General features: G+C 61.9%; 10 protein-coding genes. 8 read left to right on the top strand and 2 right to left on the bottom strand.

Going from position 1 to position 15,124, the window contains the following annotated elements:
* Positions 1-16: 16 nt before the first annotated feature.
* The gene (rlmKL, locus tag CAF87_RS17750) at positions 17-2,287 is read right to left on the bottom strand and encodes a bifunctional 23S rRNA (guanine(2069)-N(7))-methyltransferase RlmK/23S rRNA (guanine(2445)-N(2))-methyltransferase RlmL (RefSeq protein WP_085732403.1); all 2,271 of its coding nucleotides are present in this window, start codon (positions 2,285-2,287) and stop codon (positions 17-19) included.
* Between the two features lie 531 nt (positions 2,288-2,818).
* Between rlmKL and rmf the strand changes: the two genes are divergently transcribed.
* On the top strand, positions 2,819-3,034 hold the full coding sequence (gene rmf, locus CAF87_RS17745) for a ribosome modulation factor (protein ID WP_003223300.1): 216 nt from the start codon (positions 2,819-2,821) through the stop codon (positions 3,032-3,034).
* Positions 3,035-3,172: 138 nt separating this feature from the next.
* Here the strand turns inward: rmf and CAF87_RS17740 are convergent, their stop codons facing one another.
* Entirely contained in the window at positions 3,173-4,192 is a 1,020-nt protein-coding gene (locus tag CAF87_RS17740) for a quinone-dependent dihydroorotate dehydrogenase (protein ID WP_011333259.1), read from the bottom strand.
* A gap of 223 nt (positions 4,193-4,415) precedes the next feature.
* On the opposite strand from CAF87_RS17740, the gene CAF87_RS17735 reads away from it, so the two are divergent.
* The 7 genes from CAF87_RS17735 to CAF87_RS17705 all read left to right on the top strand — a co-directional run bounded on the left by CAF87_RS17735 (position 4,416) and on the right by CAF87_RS17705 (position 15,120).
* A complete protein-coding gene (locus CAF87_RS17735) occupies positions 4,416-5,627 on the top strand; it encodes a CmpA/NrtA family ABC transporter substrate-binding protein (RefSeq protein ID WP_085732402.1) in 1,212 nt (403 codons plus the stop codon).
* Between the two features lie 15 nt (positions 5,628-5,642).
* Positions 5,643-6,218 (top strand): ANTAR domain-containing response regulator, encoded by a 576-nt coding sequence (locus CAF87_RS17730; RefSeq protein WP_085613283.1) that lies wholly within the window; start codon positions 5,643-5,645, stop codon positions 6,216-6,218.
* Between the two features lie 220 nt (positions 6,219-6,438).
* Positions 6,439-7,650, top strand: a complete 1,212-nt coding sequence (locus CAF87_RS17725) for a NarK/NasA family nitrate transporter (RefSeq protein ID WP_007952035.1) — start codon at positions 6,439-6,441, stop codon at positions 7,648-7,650.
* A 7-nt stretch (positions 7,651-7,657) separates the two neighbouring features.
* Entirely contained in the window at positions 7,658-9,328 is a 1,671-nt protein-coding gene (locus CAF87_RS17720; protein ID WP_085732401.1) for a bifunctional protein-serine/threonine kinase/phosphatase, read from the top strand.
* A gap of 310 nt (positions 9,329-9,638) precedes the next feature.
* The gene (gene nirB, locus CAF87_RS17715; protein ID WP_085732400.1) at positions 9,639-12,092 is read left to right on the top strand and encodes a nitrite reductase large subunit NirB; all 2,454 of its coding nucleotides are present in this window, start codon (positions 9,639-9,641) and stop codon (positions 12,090-12,092) included.
* Positions 12,089-12,406 (top strand): nitrite reductase small subunit NirD, encoded by a 318-nt coding sequence (gene nirD, locus CAF87_RS17710; protein ID WP_007951992.1) that lies wholly within the window; start codon positions 12,089-12,091, stop codon positions 12,404-12,406. Before nirB ends, nirD begins: the two co-directional genes overlap by 4 nt.
* On the top strand, positions 12,406-15,120 hold the full coding sequence (locus CAF87_RS17705) for a nitrate reductase (RefSeq protein ID WP_085732399.1): 2,715 nt from the start codon (positions 12,406-12,408) through the stop codon (positions 15,118-15,120). The genes nirD and CAF87_RS17705 overlap by 1 nt, the downstream gene beginning before the upstream one ends.
* The last annotated feature ends 4 nt before the right edge of the window (positions 15,121-15,124 follow it).

Raw genomic sequence — 15,124 nt, 5'->3', positions numbered from 1 at the left:
CCAATTGAGCAGAGTGTCAACGAGCCGTGATTTTCCAGGCGCGGTGGATCTTGCCGTTGCGGGCGAAATCCGGATCGATGGTGCTGGCGGTGATTTCTTCCACCACATAGCGCTCGGCCAGATTTTCCTCAAGCTGGAACTTGCGGAAGTTGTTGGAGAAGTACAACACCCCGCCCGGTGCCAGTCGGGCCATGGCCAGGTCGATCAACTGCACCTGGTCACGCTGCACATCGAAGATGCCTTCCATGCGCTTGGAGTTGGAGAAGGTCGGCGGGTCGATGAAGATCAGGTCGTACTCTTCCCGGCTGCTTTCCAGCCACGCCATCACATCGCCCTGCTCCAGACGGTTCTTGTCGGAGAAACCGTTGAGCGACAGGTTGCGGCGAGCCCAGTCGAGGTAGGTTTTCGACAGGTCGACGCTGGTGGTGCTGCGCGCACCGCCCTTGGCTGCATGCACGCTAGCGGTCGCGGTGTAGCAGAACAGGTTGAGGAAGCGCTTGCCGGCCGCCTCTTTCTGGATCCGCATGCGCATTGGCCGGTGATCGAGGAACAGCCCTGTGTCGAGGTAGTCGGTGAGATTCACCAGCAGCTTCACGCCGCCTTCGCTGACTTCGTTGAACTTGCCCTGGGCCGCCTGACGCTCGTACTGCTTGGTGCCGCTCTGACGCTCGCGGCGCTTGACCACCACGCGGCTCTTGTCGATGTTCAGCGCCTGAGGAATGGCCGCCAGGGCGTCGAACATGCGGATCGAGGCTTTTTCCGGATCAATCGACTTCGGCGCGGCGTACTCCTGGACGTGCACCCAGTCGTGATACAGGTCAATGGCCATGGCGTATTCCGGCATGTCCGCATCGTAGATGCGGTAGCAGTCGATGCCTTCGCGCTTGACCCATTTGCCCATCGCCTTGAGGTTCTTCTGCAGGCGGTTGGCAAACATCTGCCCTCCCTCGCTCAGGCGCGGCTGCTCGATCACCGGAGCCGGGGCTGGTGTCGGTTTGATCGGGTTACCGTTCTTGTTGTACTTGCGCTCTTGCGGCTCGTTCGGTGCCTGATCGTATTCAGCTTGCTCGCGCTCGGCCTGGCGTTGCTCCGGGGTGCGACGCTCGCCGGTGACGAACTGATCCGGCAGCACTTTGATCAACAGCAGCTTGCACGGCAGCGCGCCGTTCCAGAACGAATACTGTTTGTGGCTGCGGATGCCCATGCGCTTGCCCAGATCCGGCGCGCCGGTGAACACCGCCGCTTCCCAGTTCAGGCAGGCCTGACGCAGACGCTCGCCGAGGTTCTGGTAGAGGTACAACAGGCTGGCTTCGTCACCCAGACGCTCGCCGTACGGCGGGTTGCAGATGACCAGGCCTTTCTGGTTCTGGTCCGGACGCGGTTCGAAGGTCGCGACTTCGCCCTGATAGATCTTGATCCATTCGCTCAGGCCGGCGCGCTCGACGTTGTTGCGGCCTGGCTGGATCAGCCGTGGGTCGGCTTCATAACCACGGATCCACAGCGGTGGCTTGGCCAGACCGACGGCGGCACGCTCGACGGCTTCTTCGTGCAGTTTCTTCCACAGCGCCGGGACGTGACCGAGCCAGGCGGTGAAGCCCCACTGCTCACGACGCAGGTTCGGCGCCATGTCGGCGGCGATCATGCCGGCTTCGACCAGGAACGTGCCGACACCGCACATCGGGTCAGCCAGCGCACCACCTTCGGCGGCAATGCGCGGCCAGCCGGAACGGATCAGGATCGCCGCCGCGAGGTTTTCCTTCAGCGGCGCAGCGCCCTGCTGCAAGCGGTAGCCGCGCTGGTGCAGGCTGTGGCCGGAGAGGTCGAGGGACAGGATCGCTTCGCCGCGATCCAGACGCAGGTGAATGCGCAGGTCCGGGTTGAGCTTGTCGATGCTCGGGCGGTCGCCCTGCGGAGTGCGCAGTTTGTCGACGATGGCGTCCTTGACCTTCAAGGCGCCGAAATGGGTGTTGTCGATGCCCGAGCCGTGGCCGCTGAATTCAACAGCCAGGGTGCCGTCAGCGAGCATGTGGTCCTGCCAGTCGACGTCTAGCACGCCGTGGTAAAGGTCTTCGGCGTTTTTCATCGGGAAGCGCTTGAGCACCAGCAACACGCGGTTGGCCAGACGCGACCAGAGGCACAGGCGATAAGCGGTTTCCATGGTCGCCATGCCACGCACGGCGGAGGTGTGCTCGCGGGCTTCTTCAAGGCCAAGCCCGACGGCTTCCTCGATGAGCAGGCCTTCAAGGCCTTTGGGGCAAGTGAGGAAGAGTTCGAAACGGTCGGACATGGTTTTTCCAGAGCCTTTGGCTAATGAACCGGCAACGCATTGCCGATCCGGTTTTCAATCAGGCGCTTTTCTACAAGAGCGCCCGCGTGGCACGAAGGTGTGCCGTTCCATCCCCCGCTGCTCGGGTCAAAGGAGCTTAGATGCCGGGACAGATAAAAAAGTTGATGCAACAAAATGACTCAAAGCAACCCTTCGTCGAAAAGTACCCGATGGTAAACGTGGGTCATTCTCACTAAGGCATTAAACCTGTCATACAGCGCAGGGCCGATCATACCGGGGTTTGGTGAATAAACATTCATGAAACCTGCCGTTACTTATCGCCATAGCACCCTTTTCGTTACGTCCTTATGACAAAACGGTCATTCCCTCGATGTGACTCATTGGTTAGAACTGGACACAGGTTGACGTCGCAACGGCGTCAACACCTTGGCTCGCCACGCCGGCAGCGAGCCGCCAACGGCAGAGTTTTTCTGCCAGACCTCAATTGAGGTCGACGCGACAAAAACAGTCAACAAGTGAGGGAAACACCCTATGAGAAGACTTAAGCGTGATCCGTTGGAAAGAGCATTTTTGCGCGGATATCAATATGGCGTTGGTGGCAAATCCCGTGAGCTTTGCCCATTTACTCTACCGTCGGTACGTCAAGCCTGGATCAACGGCTGGCGAGAAGGACGCGGCGACAACTGGGACGGTATGACCGGCACTGCGGGAATCCACAGACTCAACGAACTTCACGCCGTCGGCTGACACAGGGCACTTATTGCGACACGACAATCTGATTTCGTAACTACCTGATCACCATGCACGTCCTTCCCGGACGGCGGGCTACGGCCCAGGGGCTCCTTCGAGGAGCCCTTTTTTATGCCTGCCGTTTATGTCCGATGATCAGCGCTTGGCGGCGATGGCGTCCACGGACTCACGAATCAGCGCCGGGCCCTTATAGATGAAGCCGGAGTAAATCTGCACCAGGCTTGCGCCGGCAGCGATCTTCTCGGCCGCATGCTTGCCTTCGGTGATACCGCCCGCCGCAATGATCGGCAGTTTGCCGCCCAGCTCGGACGCCAACACTTTCACGGTGTGGGTGCTCTTCTCACGCACCGGCGCACCGGACAGACCGCCCGCCTCGTCACCGTGCTCCATGCCTTCGACGCCTACACGGCTGAGGGTGGTGTTGGTGGCAATCACCGCGTCCATCCCGGTTTCGATCAGCGCTTGCGCCACTTGCGCGGTTTCTTCGTCGGTCATGTCCGGCGCGATCTTGATCGCCAGCGGTACATGTTTGCCGTGACGCAGGGCCAGTTCGGCGCGGCGCGTGGCCAGGTCCGCCAGCAATTGCTTGAGCGAATCGCCGAACTGCAGGCTGCGCAGGCCCGGGGTGTTCGGCGAACTGACGTTGACCGTGACGTAACTGGCGTGGGCGTAGACCTTGTCCAGGCAGATCAGGTAGTCATCCACTGCGCGCTCGACCGGGGTGTCGAAGTTCTTGCCGATGTTGATCCCCAGCACGCCCTTGTATTTGGCCGCCGCCACACGCGCCAGCAGGTTATCCACGCCGAGGTTGTTGAACCCCATGCGATTGATGATCGCCTCGGCTTCCGGCAGGCGGAAGATCCGTGGTTTCGGGTTGCCCGGCTGCGGACGCGGGGTCACGGTGCCGATTTCGACAAAACCGAAACCCAGCTGCGCGAAGCCGTCGATGGCCGCGCCGTTCTTGTCCAGACCGGCCGCCAGACCCACCGGGTTCGGGAACTGCAGGCCCATGACATTGACCGGCAGCGACGCCGGCGCCTTGCACAACAAGCCGTTGAGGCCCAAACGCCCGCCCGCGCCGATCAGATCCAGCGACAGATCGTGGGAGGTTTCCGGGGAAAGTTTGAACAACAGCTGACGGGCCAGGGTGTACATGGGCGGCTATGACTCGGGCGGCGAAAAGAGGCGGCGATTATAGCCGGGCATCGCCCCGCCGCGCGAGGCGCATGGGTAAATCCGTGCGCATGGCATATGCCTTGCACCTTCCTCGGCATCAGCCCGCAGGCCAATGGTGGTGTGCAGGCAAGGACAATGGCGTCGTCTCTCGGTTTTGCGCGGGCAAAGCCTCGGACGACGTTTTTTTTGAAGGTGGTTTTTCATGACTCAAACCTCCGTCGGGCCACTGGCCTGGGTCAACGGCAGCGATGCCCCGGAAAAAAGCGCAATCAACCTGGGTTTCATGGCCCTGAGCGACTGCGCCTCGGTGGTGGTCGCCGCCACGCAGGGCTTTGCCCAGCCTTACGGCCTGACCCTGAATCTCAAGCGCCAGAACTCATGGGCCAACCTGCGGGACAATCTGGTCAGCGGTGAACTCGACGCCGCACACAGCCTGTACGGTCTGATCTACGCGGTCCACCTGGGTATCGGTGGCATCGCGCCGACCGACATGGCGGTGCTGATGGGGCTGAACCAGAACGGCCAGAGCCTCAACCTGTCCCACGGCTTGCAGGGGCTGGGCGTGACCGGTCCTGAGGCGCTGGACCGTCATGTGCACCAAACCCGCGCAAGGCTGACCTTTGCCCAGACCTTCCCCACCGGCACCCATGCCATGTGGCTTTATTACTGGCTGGCGAGCCAGGGGATTCATCCATTGCAGGATGTCGACAGCGTGGTAGTGCCACCGCCGCAAATGGTCGCGCACCTGCAAGCCGGTCGCATCGACGGTTTCTGCGTTGGTGAGCCGTGGGCAGCCAGCGCCGTACAGCAAAATCTCGGGTTCACCCTGGCGACCAGCCAGACTATCTGGCCCGACCATCCGGAAAAAGTCCTCGGCTGCACCCGCGCCTTCGTCGAGCAATACCCCAACACGGCCCGGGCGCTGGTGATGGCGATCCTCGAAGCCAGCCGTTTTATCGAAGAAAGCCCGGAAAACCGCCGCAGCACCGCGCACCTGCTCAGCGCCGCCGAGTACCTCGACGCCCCGGTTTCCTGCATCGAGCCGCGTTTTCTCGGCGACTACGACGACGGTCTGGGCAACCGCTGGCAGGATCCGCACGCCCTGCGCTTTCACGGCGATGGCAAGGTGAATCTGCCATACCTGTCAGATGGCATGTGGTTCATGACCCAGTTCCGCCGTTGGGGTTTGCTGCGTGACGACCCGGATTACCTCGCCGTCGCCCGTCAAGTGCAGCAACTGACGCTGTACCGCGACGCGGCCAGCACTGTCGGTGTGCCAGTTGGCACCGAGGATATGCGCAGCAGCCAGCTGATCGACGGCAAGGTCTGGGACGGCAGCGACCCGGCCGCTTACGCGCAAAGCTTCAAGCTGCACGCGTTGAGCAACAACGCCCCTCTGCTCGCCCACCGCTGACAGGAGACCGCGAACATGTTGCGCATTCTACTGATCAACGACACAGCGAAAAAAGTCGGGCGCCTTAAAGCTGCGCTGGCCGAGGCCGGTTTCGAGGTCATCGATGAGTCCGGCCTGACCATCGACCTGCCCGCACGCGTCGAAACGGTGCGCCCGGACGTGATCCTGATCGATACCGAGTCACCAAGCCGCGATGTGATGGAACAAGTGGTGCTGGTCAGCCGCGACCAGCCACGGCCGATCGTGATGTTCACCGACGAGCACGACCCCGGCGTGATGCGTCAGGCGATCAAATCCGGGGTCAGTGCCTACATCGTCGAAGGCATTCACGCACAACGCTTGCAGCCGATTCTCGACGTGGCCATGGCCCGCTTCGAAAGCGACCAGGCCCTGCGCGCCCAGCTTCAGGCCCGCGACCAGCAACTGGCCGAGCGCAAACGCATCGAACTGGCCAAAGGGCTGCTGATGAAAATGAAGGACTGCAACGAAGAAGAGGCCTACACCCTGATGCGCCGCCAGGCCATGAGCCGCCAGCAGAAACTGATTCAGGTGGCGGAGCAGATCATTGCCATGAGCGAGTTGCTTGGCTGAGCTGGCACAGATCTCGCTAAGCAATCCCTACAGGTAACCAACGGCGGTTGCCCCACCCACGACAAAGACGTCGCTCACCTTCCTCGCCCCTTTCGGCGATCCGGGTAGCGGCGTTTTTGCGTTTTGGCCCCATTGACCGGGGCCGGTGGTGCGGCCGTGGCGGCGCCCCACTGTGCTGGTTCTGACTCCTTCTCGAGATTCTCTACCGCTGAGGTGCGCGATGAATAAAAGCTTCTGGAAATCCGGCCACACCCCGACCCTGTTCGCGGCCTTCCTGTATTTCGACCTGAGCTTCATGGTCTGGTACCTGCTCGGCCCGCTGGCGGTGCAGATTGCCGCCGACCTGCACCTGACGACCCAGCAGCGCGGCCTCGTGGTGGCCACGCCGATTCTGGCCGGCGCCGTGCTGCGCTTTGCGATGGGCATGCTTGCCGATCGCCTGTCGCCGAAAACCGCCGGGCTGATTGGTCAGGTGATCGTGATCTGCGCGCTGTTCGGCGCCTGGAAACTCGGTATCCACAGTTACGAACAGGCGCTTCTGCTTGGCTTGTTCCTCGGCATGGCCGGCGCTTCGTTTGCCGTGGCGCTGCCGCTGGCCTCGCAGTGGTATCCGCCGGAGCATCAGGGCAAGGCGATGGGGATTGCCGGGGCCGGCAATTCCGGGACCGTGTTCGCGGCGTTGATTGCCCCGGTTTTGGCGGCGGCGTTCGGCTGGAGCAATGTATTCGGTTTCGCCCTGATCCCGCTGATCCTGACCCTGGTGCTGTTTGCCTGGCTGGCGAAAAACGCCCCGGAGCGACCAAAAGCCAAATCCATGGCCGACTACTTCAAAGCCCTGGGCGACCGCGACAGTTGGTGGTTCATGTTTTTCTACAGCGTCACCTTCGGCGGCTTCATCGGCCTGGCCAGCGCCCTGCCCGGTTACTTCAACGATCAATACGGTTTGAGCCCGGTGACCGCCGGTTATTACACCGCGGCCTGTGTGTTCGGCGGCAGCCTGATGCGCCCGCTGGGCGGCGCGCTGGCTGACCGTTTCGGCGGGATTCGCACGTTACTGGCGATGTATACGGTGGCGGCGGTCTGCATCGCGGCCGTCGGCTTCAATCTGCCCAGTTCCTATGCGGCGCTGGCACTTTTCGTCTGCACCATGCTCGGTCTCGGCGCAGGTAATGGCGCGGTGTTCCAACTGGTGCCTCAGCGTTTTCGCCGCGAGATCGGTGTGATGACTGGCCTGATCGGAATGGCCGGCGGCATCGGCGGTTTCGCTCTGGCAGCAGGCATGGGCGCTATCAAACAGAGCACCGGCAGCTATCAACTGGCGCTGTGGTTGTTCGCCAGCCTGGGTGTGTTGGCGTGGTTCGGTCTGCACGGGGTCAAACGTCGCTGGAGAACCACTTGGGGTTCGGCGGCCGTGACCGCTGCCCGGGTCTGAGGCCCGAATGGCTCTGCAACTGAGCTTTGCCGAAGCCAGCGCCACCGGCCCCCGCGTGGAAAACCAGGATGCCTTGCGCCTGGTGACTCCGGCCCCGGCGCTGGCTGCCAGCAAGGGGTTTCTGTTCGCCATCGCCGACGGCGTCAGCCAGTGCGCCGATGGCGGTCTGGCGGCGCGTTCGACCTTGCAGGCACTGGCGCTGGACTACTACGCCACCCCGGAAACCTGGAGCGTGGCCCAGGCCCTCGATCGTCTGCTGCTCGCGCAAAACCGCTGGTTGCAGGTCAACGGTGGCGGCCAGCCGCTGCTCACTACGGTCAGTGCGCTGGTCCTGCGGGGCCGGCGATTTACCTTGGCGCATGTCGGTGATTGCCGGGTCTATCGCTGGCACAACGAGACCTTGCAGCGGATCAGCGAGGATCACGTCTGGGATCAACCGGGCATGCAGCATGTGCTCAAGCGCGCACTGGGGCTGGATCAGCATCTGGTGCTGGATTTTCTCGACGGTGAACTGTGTGAGGGCGAATGTTTCGTGCTGCTCAGTGATGGCGTGTGGGCGTCGCTCGGCGATACCGCTATCGGCGGGATTCTCCGCGATCAACCGGACCTGCAAAGTGCCGCGCAGACTCTGGTCAACGCCGCGCATCTGGCCGGCAGTCAGGACAATGCCAGTGCCTTATTGGTGCGCGTGGATGCCGTGGGCGAGGCCAGCCTTGGCGATGCGCTGATTCATTTGCAGCAGTGGCCGCTGCCCCCGCCGCTGAAACCGGGTCAGGCATTCGAAGGCTGGCAGGTGCAAGGGATCGTCGGTCAGAGCCAGCAATCATTGCTGTATCGCGTGCTCGATGGCCAGGGCCAAGCCTGGCTTTTGAAAACGTTGCCTGCACAACTGGCAGACGATGCCCAGGCCGGTCAAGCCTTGCTGGCGGAGGAGTGGTTTCTCAAACGCGTCGCCGGGCGGCACTTTCCCGAAGTCCATAGCGCCGGTCAGCGTCAGCATTTGTACTACGTGATGCGTGAATATTCAGGGACGACCCTGGCTCAGCTATTCGAACAAAGCGGCCCTCTGCCACTGGCCCAGTGGCAGGATCTGGCCGAACGCCTGTTGCGGGCTATCGGCCTGTTGCATCGACGGCAGATCCTGCACCGCGACATCAAACCGGAAAACCTGCACCTGGGGGACGACGGCGAGTTGCGTCTGCTGGATTTCGGTCTGGCGTATTGCCCCGGTCTGTCGCAGGACGCCCCGTCGACCCTGCCCGGAACCCCGAGCTTTATCGCGCCGGAAGCCTTTCAGGGCGCAGTACCCAGCGCACAACAGGATCTGTATGCGGTGGGCGTGACCTTGTATTTCTTGCTCACCGGACATTTTCCCTACGGCGAGATCGAAGCCTTCCAGCGCCCGCGTTTCGGGGTGCCGGTCAGCGCCGGTCGCTATCGCCCGGATCTGCCGGAGTGGCTGGCGCAGTGTCTGGAACGCGGTGTGGCGGCCGATCCATTGCAACGGTATGAAACCGCCGAGGAATGGCTGCTGATTCTGGAGCAAGGTGAACGCCGCAGCCTGAATGTACGCCCTCGTCCCTTGCTCGAACGGGAACCGCTGAAGGTCTGGCGGACATTGGCGTTACTGGCGCTGCTGGGCAACCTGGTGCTGCTGTTGCTGTTGTTTCATGGCTGACTTGTCGCTCCATTAACGGGCAAGCCGCATCCAATCGGTGCAAAAACCACGATGATTCTCTGGCCAATGCCCGCGCCACATCAATGAATTCAAGGCTCAGCGCGACTTGGCACAACCACTGCATTACCGCTTTCAACTGACATAAAGCCCGACCTTCAACGACGAAGACCAGGCTTCCCGAGAGAACGGGACAAGGACAAAGGCGTCCTCGCTAGGTAACTGGCGGGACGCCTTTTTTGTTTGCGCCATTTTTGTCGAGCAAGGCCTGACTGCCCACAAGAGGCAAGCCCGAAGCTCCCCGGAGAACCTGATGAAAAAACTCAAACTGGTGATGATCGGCAATGGCATGGCCGGGGTCCGTACCCTGGAAGAATTGCTCAAGCTGAGCAACGAGCTGTACGACATCACGGTCTTCGGCGCCGAACCCCACACCAACTACAACCGTATCCTGTTGTCACCGGTACTGGCCGGCGAACAGACCTTCGAAGAGATCGTGCTCAACGATCTCGACTGGTATCTGCAAAACAACATCAAGTTGCTGCTCAACCGCAAAGTGGTCGAGATCGACCGGGTCAAACGCCGGGTGATCGCCGAGGACGGCACCGAGGCCGAATACGATCGCCTGCTGATCGCCACCGGTTCAACCCCGTTCATCCTGCCGATCCCCGGCAACACCTTGCAGGGCGTGATCGGTTACCGTGACATCGCCGACACCCAAGCCATGATCGACACCGCCAAGACCCACAAGCACGCCGTGGTGATCGGCGGCGGCCTACTCGGTCTCGAAGCAGCCAACGGCCTGATGCTGCGCGGCATGCACGTCACCGTGGTGCACCTCGGTGAATGGCTGCTGGAACGGCAATTGGACAAGACCAGCGGCCAGCTCCTGCAAACCGCCCTCGAATCCCGTGGCCTGCACTTTCGCCTGTGCGAACAGACCCAGGCCCTGCACGACGCCGGCAACGGCCGGGTCGGCTCGGTGCAATTCAAGAACGGCGACATCATTCCTGCCGATCTCGTCGTCATGGCCGCCGGCATCCGCCCCAATACCGAACTGGCGGAAAAGGCCGGCATCCCGTGCAATCGCGGGATTCTGGTCAACGACACCCTGCAGACCTACGACCCGCGCATCTATGCCATCGGCGAATGCGCCAGCCACCGTGGCATCGCCTACGGCTTGGTTGCACCGCTGTTCGAACAGGCCAAGGTTTGCGCCAACCACCTGGCGCAACTGGGTTTCGCCCGCTATCAGGGTTCGGTGACGTCGACCAAACTGAAGGTCACCGGCATCGACCTGTTTTCCGCTGGCGACTTCATGGGCGGCGAAGGCACCGAGACCATCACCCTCTCCGACCCGATCGGCGGGGTGTACAAAAAACTGGTGATCAAGGATGACGTTCTGGTCGGTGCCTGTCTGTACGGCGATACGGCAGATGGCGGTTGGTATTTCCGGCAGATTCGTGAGAATCACGCCATCGGAGAGATCCGCGATCACTTGATGTTTGGCGAAAACGCCTTGGGCGACGTAGGACATCAAGGCCAGGACAAAGCCATGAGCATGGCCGACAACGCCGAAGTCTGCGGCTGCAACGGCGTGTGCAAAGGCACCATCGTCAAGGCCATTCAGGAACATGGCCTGTTCAGCGTCGACGAAGTGAAGAAACACACCAAGGCTGCGAGCTCCTGCGGTTCCTGTGCCGGACTGGTCGAGCAGATCCTGATCAACACCGTCGGCGGCGCGGCAGACGTCAAACCGAAAAGCGAAAAAGCCATCTGCGGTTGCAGTGATCTCAACCATGGCCAGATCCGTCAGGCCATTCGCGAACAGCATTTGCTGACCATCGCCGGCACCATGAGCTACCTCAACTGGCGCACCCCGAACGGCTGCGCCACCTGCCGCCCGGCCCTCAACTATTACCTGATTTCCACCTGGCCCGGCGAAGCCAAGGATGATCCGCAGTCGCGCCTGATCAACGAGCGGGCCCACGCCAACATCCAGAAGGACGGCACCTACTCGGTCGTGCCGAGGATGTGGGGCGGCGTGACCAACCCGTCGGAACTGCGACGGATCGCCGACGTGGCGGACAAATACCAGGTGCCGATGGTCAAGGTTACCGGCGGCCAGCGCATCGACCTGTTGGGGATCAAGAAGCAGGACCTGCCCGGTGTGTGGAAAGACCTCGACATGCCGTCCGGCCACGCCTACGGCAAATCCATCCGCACCGTGAAGACCTGCGTCGGCAGCGAGTTCTGCCGCTTCGGCACGCAGAATTCGACTCAGTTGGGCATCGACCTCGAACACGACCTGTTCAACATGTGGTCGCCGCACAAAGTGAAACTGGCAGTCTCCGGATGCCCACGCAACTGTTCGGAAGCGGGGATCAAGGACGTAGGAATCATCGGCGTCGATTCCGGATGGGAGATGTACATCGGTGGCAACGGCGGGATCAAGACCGAAGTCGCCGAGTTCTTCGTCAAGCTCAAGACCGCCGAGGAAGTGCGCGAATACAACGGCGCGTTCCTGCAGCTGTACCGCGAGGAAGCCTTCTACCTCGAACGCACCGTGCACTACCTGCAACGGGTCGGCATGGAGCACATCAAGAAAGCCGTGCTGGAAGATCCCGAGCGCCGCAAGGCCCTGAACGAACGCCTGCAATTCTCCCTGTCGTTCGAACAGGACCCGTGGAAAGAGCGCCTCGCCCAGCCGCAACTGAAGAAAGAGTTCGACGTGATCCCCGTGAAAAACCTGGAGGTGCCGGCATGAACTGGCTCGATATCTGTGCCCTGGAAGAGATCAACGCCCTCGGTTCGCGGATCATCGCCGGGCCCAAAGGTGACATTGCGATCTTTCGCACAAGCGATGACGAAGTTTTCGCACTCGACGACCGCTGCCCGCACAAGGGCGGCCCGTTGTCCCAGGGCCTGATCTACGGCAAGCGCGTGGCCTGCCCGCTGCACAACTGGCAGATCGACCTGCAATCCGGCGAAGCCCAGGCACCGGACGTTGGTTGCGCGCACCATCACCCGGCCCGGGTCGAAAACGGACGCGTGCAACTGGCCCTGCGGGACGCCGTCTGATGAACCGCCAGACGACCGCCTCGACCTGCTGCTATTGCGGGGTCGGCTGCGGCGTGCTGATCGAGCATGACGGCGAGCGCATTCTCGGCGTCAGCGGCGATCCGGCGCACCCTGCCAACTTCGGCAAACTGTGCAGCAAAGGCTCGACCCTGCACCTGACCGGCGATCTGGCGGCACGGGCGTTGTACCCGGAATTGCGCCTGGGCAAAGGCCTGGTGCGTAGCCGCTGCGATTGGGACACCGCGCTGGAACACGCCGCCAATGTGTTCGCCAACACCATCACCGAACATGGCCCGGACAGCGTGGCGTTCTACATCTCCGGGCAGTTGCTGACCGAGGATTACTACGCCTTCAACAAACTGGCGCGGGCGCTGGTCGGCACCAACAACATCGACAGTAATTCACGGCTGTGCATGTCCTCGGCAGTGGTCGGTTACAAGCGCAGCCTCGGCGCCGACGCACCGCCGTGCAGCTATGAAGATCTGGAGCTGAGCGATTGCGTGATGATCGTCGGCAGTAACATGGCCTACGCCCACCCGGTACTTTTTCGTCGGCTCGAAGAGGCCAAATCCCGCCGCCCGCAGATGAAAGTCATCGTCATCGACCCTCGGCGTACCGACACTTGCGACCTTGCCGACCTGCATCTGGCAATTCTGCCGGGCACCGATGTCGCGTTGTTCCATGGGATTTTGCATTTGCTGTTGTGGGAAGACTGGATCGACCGCGACTTCATCCAGACTCACACCGAAGGCCTCGCCGAGCTGAAAAGCCTGGTGCGCGATTACACGCCGGCCATGGTTTCGCAGTTGTGCGGGATCAGTGTCGAGCAGTTGCAGCAATGCGCCGAATGGATCGGTACCGCGCCGAGTTTCCTGTCGCTGTGGTGCATGGGCCTGAATCAGTCCTCCGCCGGTAGCGCGAAGAACAGCGCGCTGATCAATCTGCACCTGGCCACCGGGCAAATCGGCCGGCCCGGTGCAGGACCTTTCTCCCTGACCGGTCAGCCGAATGCCATGGGCGGGCGGGAAACCGGAAGCCTCTCCAACCTGTTGCCCGGTCATCGTGAGGCTGCCAATCCGGAGCATCGCGCAGAAGTGGCGGCGTATTGGGGCGTGGATTCGCTGCCGGAAAACACTGGTCTCAGCGCCATCGAATTGTTCGAGCAAGTGCGCAGCGGCAAGATCAAGGCGCTGTGGATTGCCTGCACCAACCCGGCGCAATCGATGCCAGACCAGAACGCTGTACTGGCTGCGCTGGAGGCTTGTCCATTCGTAGTGTTGCAGGAGGCGTTTCGCACCACTGAAACCGCAGCGTTTGCCGATCTGCTGCTGCCAGCAGCCAGTTGGGGCGAGAAGGAAGGCTCGGTGACCAACTCCGAGCGGCGCATTTCCCACGTCCGCAAAGCCATTGCCGCACCGGGTGAAGCGCGACCGGACTGGGCGATCACAGTGGATTTCGCACAACGTCTGGAGAAACGTCTGCGCCCGCAACAGCCGAGCCTGTTTGCGTTCGATCGCCCCGCTCAGTTGTTTGATGAATTCAAATCGCTGACCCGTGACCGCGATCTGGATTTGTCCGGCATCAGCCATGAATTGCTCGATGAAATCGGCCCACAACAATGGCCGTTTCCTCAGGGCGCCCGGCAAGGTACGCCACGGCTGTACTGCGACGGCATATTTCCTACGTCCAGTGGTCGCGCGCAGTTCGTTGCCGATCCCTATCGCGCGGCAAAAGAGCAACGCGACGCGCGTTTTCCACTGACCCTGATCACCGGCCGTCTGCGCGATCAATGGCACGGTATGAGCCGCACCGGCACGGCGGCGCAGTTGTTCGGGCATGTCAGCGAAGCCTTACTGAGCCTGCACCCGGACGAATTACGCCGGCACCGTTTGCAGCCGGGGGATCTGGTGAATTTGAAGAGTCGCCGGGGAGCGCTGATCGTGGCGGTCGCCAGCGATGACAGTGTGCGTCCGGGCCAGGCCTTTTTGCCGATGCACTGGGGCGATCGCTTTCTCAAGGGAGGCGTGAACTGCCTGACCCTGCCCGCCTTCGATCCCTTGTCGAAACAACCGGAACTCAAGCACAGCGGGATACGCCTAGAGCCGGTGAATCTGCCCTGGCGGCTTTTCGCACTGATCGAGGGCGATGTTCAACGGCACTTTGAGGCGCTTCGACCGCTGTGTGAGGCGTTTTCCTACGTCAGCCTCAGCCTTGTCGGTCGCGAGCGTCCGGCGTTGCTGATACGCGCTGCCAGCGCTGCCGCACCCGATCCGCAATTGCTGCGTGAAATCGATCAATGCCTGGCCCTGATCGACGGCCCGGTACTGGCCTATGACGATCCGCGCCGGGCCATCGGCAAACGGGTACGCATCGAGAGCGGGCGAATCACGGCCATCCGCCTCGCCGGCGAAACCCTCGCCCAGCATTGGCTGCAAGGCTTGTGGCTGGAGGGCCGCGCAGACGAACAACTGCGGCGCTGGCTGTTGGCGCCGATGAGTGCGCCGCCGGGCAATGCCGGTGTGCAGAGCGTTGCCGACAAGACCTTGTGCAATTGCAAGAACGTCAGCCACAGCGCGATCTGCGCCGGCATTCGAGAAGGTCTGGATTTGCAGGGTTTGAAAAACACACTGGGCTGCGGCACGCAATGCGGCTCCTGCGTCCCGGAAATCAAGCGTTTGCTGGCCGCCGAAGCACGACCGGTCGCCGTCATCTGAAGAG

Source organism: Pseudomonas sp. R38(2017), from assembly GCF_002112395.1.
Classification (GTDB): Bacteria; Pseudomonadota; Gammaproteobacteria; order Pseudomonadales; family Pseudomonadaceae; genus Aquipseudomonas.
This window is presented reverse-complemented; position numbering and strand designations above follow the sequence as displayed.